This is a genomic window from Pantoea sp. CFCC18177 (assembly GCF_059412425.1).
This window is the reverse complement of record NZ_JBNBPL010000012.1, coordinates 140,010-146,364: the sequence shown is the minus strand read 5'-3', so window position 1 is coordinate 146,364 and position 6,355 is coordinate 140,010. Positions and strand designations below refer to the sequence as shown.

The following is a 6,355-nucleotide window of genomic DNA, read 5'->3' as shown; positions in this document are numbered from 1 at the left end:
GGGTCGCCCCCATCTCACCAGCAACTTCCCGATGATCAGTCGGGGATCATAGCACCCGGAGGAGAATGATCGAGATATAAGGGTCGCCATTCATGGCGACCGTCATCCATTACTGCTTCAACACAAACGGTGACACGAAGTTGCCCGCGTTCTCTTTGGTGATCAGAATACAGTCAAACAGCTGTTTCTCAGACGCTGCACCGGTTTTTCCGGTCTTGAGGAAGCTATCCGCCTGCTCTACCGCTTTCTGCGCGAATTGCGCCACCGGCTGCATCACGGTATAGGCCAGGGTTCCGGCTTTTACCGCATCCACCGCATCCGGTGAACCATCAAAACCCCCGACCTTAATCTGATTCAGCTTGCCCGCTTCCTTCAGAGCCGCAATCGCGCCCAGCGCCATCTCATCGTTACCGCTGATCACGCCTTTGATATTCGGGTTAGCCTGCAACAAAGACTGCATTTTGTTGAAGCCCTGAGTACGGTCCCAGTTCGCCACTTCCTGACCGACCTTTTTCAGCGTCGGATACTGCGACAACACGGTATCAAAGCCGTTAGCGCGGGTCGCGGCGTTATTGTCCGAAGGCGGTCCCACCAGCTCAACATAGTTAGCGGTATCGCCCACTTGTTTTACCCACTCCATCGCGCCCACGGCGGCACCTTGCGCATTGTTAGACACCAGCTGTGCTTTCGCCAATCCACTCTGATTCAACTCAGCATTGATGATGAAAACCGGGATATTCGCCGCGATGGCTTTTTTCACCGATCCCACCGATCCGTCCGCGTTCGCCGGATCGAGAATAATCGCTTTAGACTTGTTGGTGATCGCGGTATCGATCAGCTGACTTTCGGTGTTGGTATCGCCTTTATGGGCGCTGACTTTGGCACTGTAGCCCAGTTTCTCAGCGGCTTTTTGCGCCACTTGCCCTTCCGTTAACCAGTAGGGATTGGATGGATCGTTAACGATGATGGTCATCAATCCGTTGTCCGCCCAGGTCGGTGCGGCAAAGGTGGTGATGGCCATGGCGGCTGCGGCAATAAACAAACGTTTAGTGAACATAGGTGCTCCGTTATTATTTAGGGGTACAGGTTTTACGGATAACCGCGCGCTGCCAGACAGCGCGCGTGAGTTAGCGACCGCGCCTGCCGTATTGCAAAGTATTGAGCAATACCGCCAGCACAATCACGGCGCCAGTGAACACCGTCTGCCAGTAAGCAGAGACGCCGATAATCACTAAGCCATCAGAGAGAAAACCGATAACAAATGCGCCCAACAGGGTGCCGCGCACGTTACCGCGCCCCCCCGTCAACGCCGCACCGCCAATCACCACAGCAGCAATCGCTGTCAGCTCATAGGTGGTGCCCGCCGTGGGCCCGGCCGAAGTCAGCTGTGATGAGAGCACAAGCCCCGCCATCGCAGCGCAAATACCGGAAAGGACATAAACGCTGATTTTGATGCGTTTCACCGGCACGCCAGAGAGATCGGCGGCACGTTCATTACCACCAGAGGCATACAGCCAGCGGCCAAATGCTGAACGGCTGAGCAGGAATCCGCAGGCCAAAGCCACCACGCCCAGCACCAGCACGCCAACCGGAACGTTGAAGATGCGGTTGAATCCCAGCCAGTCAAAACCGGTGTTGCCGAGTGCTTCGCTGCCAGAGAGTTTGTTGTAAGTCAGGCCGTTGGTGATCAACAGCGCAATTCCGCGCGCCACATACATGGTGCCGAGTGTCGCGACAAAGGCTGGCACTCGGAACCAGGCGATCAGCACCCCGTTCACCAGTCCCACCAGCGCACCCATCACCAGCGTCAAAATCGCCACCGCCCATACCGGCAGATACAGCACCACGCCAAGTGCTTCGAGGTTGATGCCCTGCATCATAAAACCGGCCATCACACCGGCGAGGCCCAGCGTCGATCCCACCGATAAATCGATGCCACCGTTAAGGATCACCAGCAGCATGCCAATCGCGGGTAAACCGAAGATCGCCACATGCGACGCCATGGTCAGGAAGTTGGCACCGGTGAAGTAGTTAGGTGAAAGCAGGGAAAAGGTGGCGATGATCACCAGCAGCGCAATAAAGGCGCGCCCTTCCAGCAACAATCGCGCGAGATTAAGGCTTTTATCAGCTTTCTTTTTCACAGCAACTGGCGGCGAATCCAGCGTTTGGGTTCTGTCTGTCATACCGTTTGCTCCGTTTTTCATGTCATGCCACCAGAGACTCGCCTGAAGCGGCCATAATGCGTTCTTTACTCACGCTGGAATCAAAAATGGCGTTGATGCGCCCTTTGCTCATCACCACAATGCGATGGGCAATGCTCAGGCACTCGCCAACTTCCGAAGTGGTATACACCACTGCCAGCCCCTTTTTGGCGTTCTCCGCCAGCAGACGAAAGACCTCCGCTTTGGCACCGATATCGATGCCGCGACTCGGCTCATCCAACAGAATGACTTTGGGACGGGTGGCCAGCATTTTGCCGATCACCACTTTTTGTTGATTCCCACCAGAGAGCGAACCGATAGCCGCTTCACCCCCCGCCGTTTTGACCGTCACGTTGCGGATACTCTCCGTTACCAGTTGTTTCTCACGGCGCGGCGACAGCACCAGCCCGCGTACGAATTCACTGATACTGGCGAGCGACAGGTTCTCACCGACTGACATGGTTTGAACCAGACCATCGCGCTGCCGGTCTTCCGGCACCAGCGCAAGGCCGATTTGAATGCGTTGCTGGATGGTCAGTTTGGACACCTCAGTGTCCTGCAGCAGAATCTGACCGCTGGTTTGATGTAATCGTCCGGCGATACACTCCAGTAACTCGGTACGTCCGGCGCCCATCAGTCCGTAGATGCAGACAATCTCACCGGCTTTGACGCTCAGGGATAAATTGTCCACCAGCCGAATGCCGGTTTTACTTTTCAGCGTCAGGTCTTGTACTTTCAACGCCGATTCTCCAAAGGCGTATCCTTCCGGCGGCGAGCCGAGATCAAAGTGATCGCCGACCATGTTGCGCACGATCCATTCGAGATCGATCTCATCGCGTTTGGCGTAAGCGGTCATCACACCGTCACGCAGCACCACGGCGCGATCGGTGATCTCCAGCGCCTCTTCAAGATGGTGTGAGATATACACAATCGCCACGCCCTGGCTGGTGAGGTCGCGTATCACCTGAAACAGCACGGCGACTTCCGTTGCGCTCAAAGCGGAGGTCGGTTCGTCCATGATCAAAATCTGCGAGTTCACCGAGAGCGCACGGGCAATTTCGACAATCTGCTGCTGCCCAAGCCGCAAATTCTCCACGGGCGTTAACGGGTCGATCTCCTCCTCCAGCGCCGCCATCAGATGGGCCGTGATGCGTGCCTCTTCGGCATAGTCCACGCCGCCAGGCTTCATGATTTCCCGCCCCATAAAGATGTTGTCGCGCACGTTCATGTTGGGCGCGAGGTTCAGCTCCTGATGGATAATCGAGATGCCGCAGTCACGCGCTTCCGTCGCCGAGCGAAACACTTTTTCTTCGCCGTTGTAACGAATTTCCCCGGATGTTGGCGTAATCACGCCTGACAAGATCTTCATCAGCGTCGATTTACCCGCGCCGTTTTCACCAAACAGCGTGGTCACTTCGCCACGACGAATTTCGAAATTCACGCCCTTCAGCGCATGGGTTGAGCCGTACACTTTGCTAATGTTGCGGGCTTCGAGGATCACTTCGCCTTTCAGCAAGGCAGGATTGACGTTGAACGGTTTCATTTCACCTCCACGCTGACCGGTGTCACCATCCAGTTGGTGGGCGTTAACAGCCTGAATACACCCACAACCTGCACGGTTTTGCCTGGCAGCGTCTCGCGATCCAACTTATCCAGCACTTTGGCTTTCATGGCGCGATTAATCGCCGAACCGGCATTCTGATACTCAATTTGGTTGGTAAAATCGCCGAACTGGATTTTGCCGCTGGCATCGCGTAAATCGGTGCCGGTAATGGCGGGCCCGGTTTGCAAGCGCACCTGGTTACCATCAGGTAATCCTTCCACTTTAAGTGGGAAGATGCCCATCTGACCCGGCTGCACTACGCCTTCCAGTTTCACCGCGAACACGGGTAACGGTGAACCCACGCCATATTTCTGCACCGCTTCCTGCTGATTCGCTTTTAACGCGTCAGCGAGGGTTTTCGCGTCCACGGCGCGCGCTTCCACATCCTGCTGGATGCCAGGAAAAGTTTTCTGGCCGTAGCTGTCTGGCGAGAAACCTTGTTCTTGCGCATCCTGCTCTGAACCGATCTTCACCACTTTGGTATCCAGCGCCATGGCGGCAATCACCGCCACGACCACCACTGCCAAAAGGGTGTAGCGGCGTGCGCGCTTCCGGGAGAGTTGCTGTGCAAGCATCGAGACATCGGACATACGTGACCTCTCACTGTTAACTGCTGCGATAATCCGCCGCGTTAATGTTATAAATGTGATAACTTGTGTGATGAGAATTGTTCTGATGTGACTAAATTGTCAACAGAGCAAGCGCAATTTTTTCAGGAGAGAGATCTGGATCGCTAATTTAACCACTTCACGATGCCTTACGTGAAAACCCCGCCATACAACTCTTTCAGCCACCTAATTCCAATTCAACCTGTAGGGATTACCCTCGTTTTTCGTGATCGGAATCGCTAACTGAAATGAAATTTATTCGATTTATAGAAAAATAATACAAACGATATGTTATCTCCATGAGAAGTGGTGTAAGACATTATTTAGCAAATTCATCACAGGGAATTAACACAGCGTGATGACTTAACTCTTCTTCTCCCGGAGGTGTACGTGAGTAACGGCGATATCATTTTGGGTCTGGATTCCGGCACCTCAGTGGTTAAAGCGGTGGCGTTTGATTTGGAAGGCACGCAGTTGGCCTGCGCCTCGGTGCGCAACCGCTATTACCGCAGTGAAGGCGGTGCAGCTCAGCAATCCATGACGCAAACCTGGCAGGACGCCGTCGGTGCAATACGTAAACTGGCCGAGCGCGTCGAGAATCTGGCGGCTCGCGTGGTAGCCGTAGCGGTGACGGCCCAAGGTGATGGCACCTGGCTGGTGGGAAAAGATAACCAACCGGTCGGCGATGCCTGGATTTGGTTGGATGCCAGAGCGGCGCATACCGTCGACACGTTAAATCAACATGCCCTGGCGGGTGAGCGCTTTAAAGCCACCGGCACCGGGCTCAATACCTGCCAGCAGGGATCGCAACTGGCGCATATGGACCGCCACTACCCTGAGCTGCTGGCTAAGAGTGAAGTCGCACTGCACTGTAAAGACTGGCTTTACCTCAATCTGACCGGCATTCGCGCCACCGACCCTTCAGAAGCCAGCTTCACCTTTGGCAATTTCCGCACCCAACGTTATGACGACACGGTGATCGCCGCGCTGGGATTAGAACAGCACCGCCATTTGCTGCCGGAGATCATCGACGGTACGCTAATAACGCATCCGCTCACCGCCGAAGCCGCGAATCTGACCGGATTGCGTGCGGGCACGCCGGTTTCACTGGGCTACGTCGATATGGCGATGACCGCACTCGGTGCTGGCGTACACACCGGCGAAGCCAATACTGCATGCTCGATCGTCGGTTCCACCGGCGTACATCTGCGCAGCGTCACCATTGATAACGTCTGGCTTAACCCTGCACAAACCGGCTATGTGATCCCGCTGCCGTGGCCCGGTTATGTTACGCAAGTGCAGACCAATATGGCCTCCACCCTAAACCTTGACTGGCTGCTGAATGTGGCCAGCGAGTTGTTAAGTGGTTTCGGCTGCGAAGTCGATCACGCCCGTCTGGTGGCGCATATCGATCAGTGGCTGAACAATGCGCAGCCCGGCACGCTGCTGTTCCACCCTTATATCTCGATTGCTGGCGAGCGCGGTCCGTTTGTTAACGCCGATGCACGGGCCAGCTTTACCGGGCTCAATTACCAACACAACTTTGGCGATCTGGTGCGTGGCGTTATTGAAGGGATTGGCATGGCTGCACGTGACTGTTATCAGGCGATGGGCAGCACCTTGCCAGGCGAGATCCGCCTCACTGGCGGCGCGGTGCGTTCTCAGCCGCTGCGTCAGATTCTCTCTTCATGTATTGGCGCGCCGGTGCGCATCAGCCAGCGTGATGAAGCTGGCGCCGCGGGTGCTGCCATGATGGCCGCCGTGGCGATAGGTGCTTACCCTTCCATGGCACAGTGCGTCGAGACCTGGGTGCGCCCGCTTCTGGATGCGCCTGAGCCACCTTCCGCTGAACTGTCTCAACGCTATAACCAGCTGTATCCCCACTATCAGCAGATCCGCAGCGATCTTCCTGCCGCCTGGCAGGCGCTGAACACGTTTTAAGG

The 6,355-nt window shown here is 55.7% G+C and carries 5 protein-coding genes; 1 reads left to right on the top strand and 4 read right to left on the bottom strand.

The window, feature by feature from the left end:
* Positions 1 to 109: 109 nt before the first annotated feature.
* From ACPUC8_RS14570 to ACPUC8_RS14555, 4 genes are all read right to left on the bottom strand, one after another.
* Positions 110 to 1,057, bottom strand: coding sequence for a D-ribose ABC transporter substrate-binding protein (locus ACPUC8_RS14570; protein WP_034823484.1), 948 nt, complete (start codon positions 1,055 to 1,057; stop codon positions 110 to 112).
* 70 nt (positions 1,058 to 1,127) lie between these two features.
* Entirely contained in the window at positions 1,128 to 2,183 is a 1,056-nt protein-coding gene (locus ACPUC8_RS14565) for an ABC transporter permease (RefSeq protein ID WP_039328688.1), read from the bottom strand.
* Between the two features lie 22 nt (positions 2,184 to 2,205).
* Entirely contained in the window at positions 2,206 to 3,744 is a 1,539-nt protein-coding gene (locus ACPUC8_RS14560) for a sugar ABC transporter ATP-binding protein (protein WP_494926647.1), read from the bottom strand.
* The gene (locus tag ACPUC8_RS14555) at positions 3,741 to 4,394 is read right to left on the bottom strand and encodes a DUF2291 domain-containing protein (protein WP_494926646.1); all 654 of its coding nucleotides are present in this window, start codon (positions 4,392 to 4,394) and stop codon (positions 3,741 to 3,743) included. Before ACPUC8_RS14555 ends, ACPUC8_RS14560 begins: the two co-directional genes overlap by 4 nt.
* Positions 4,395 to 4,802: 408 nt before the next feature.
* On the opposite strand from ACPUC8_RS14555, the gene ACPUC8_RS14550 reads away from it, so the two are divergent.
* The gene (locus ACPUC8_RS14550) at positions 4,803 to 6,353 is read left to right on the top strand and encodes an FGGY-family carbohydrate kinase (RefSeq protein WP_494926645.1); all 1,551 of its coding nucleotides are present in this window, start codon (positions 4,803 to 4,805) and stop codon (positions 6,351 to 6,353) included.
* The last annotated feature ends 2 nt before the right edge of the window (positions 6,354 to 6,355 follow it).

Coding starts and splice junctions, on each gene's coding strand:
- ACPUC8_RS14570 (WP_034823484.1), bottom strand. CDS start 1,057: ATGTTCACTAAACGTTTGTTTATTGCCGCAGCCGCCATGGCCATCACC.
- ACPUC8_RS14565 (WP_039328688.1), bottom strand. CDS start 2,183: ATGACAGACAGAACCCAAACGCTGGATTCGCCGCCAGTTGCTGTGAAA.
- ACPUC8_RS14560 (WP_494926647.1), bottom strand. CDS start 3,744: ATGAAACCGTTCAACGTCAATCCTGCCTTGCTGAAAGGCGAAGTGATC.
- ACPUC8_RS14555 (WP_494926646.1), bottom strand. CDS start 4,394: ATGTCCGATGTCTCGATGCTTGCACAGCAACTCTCCCGGAAGCGCGCA.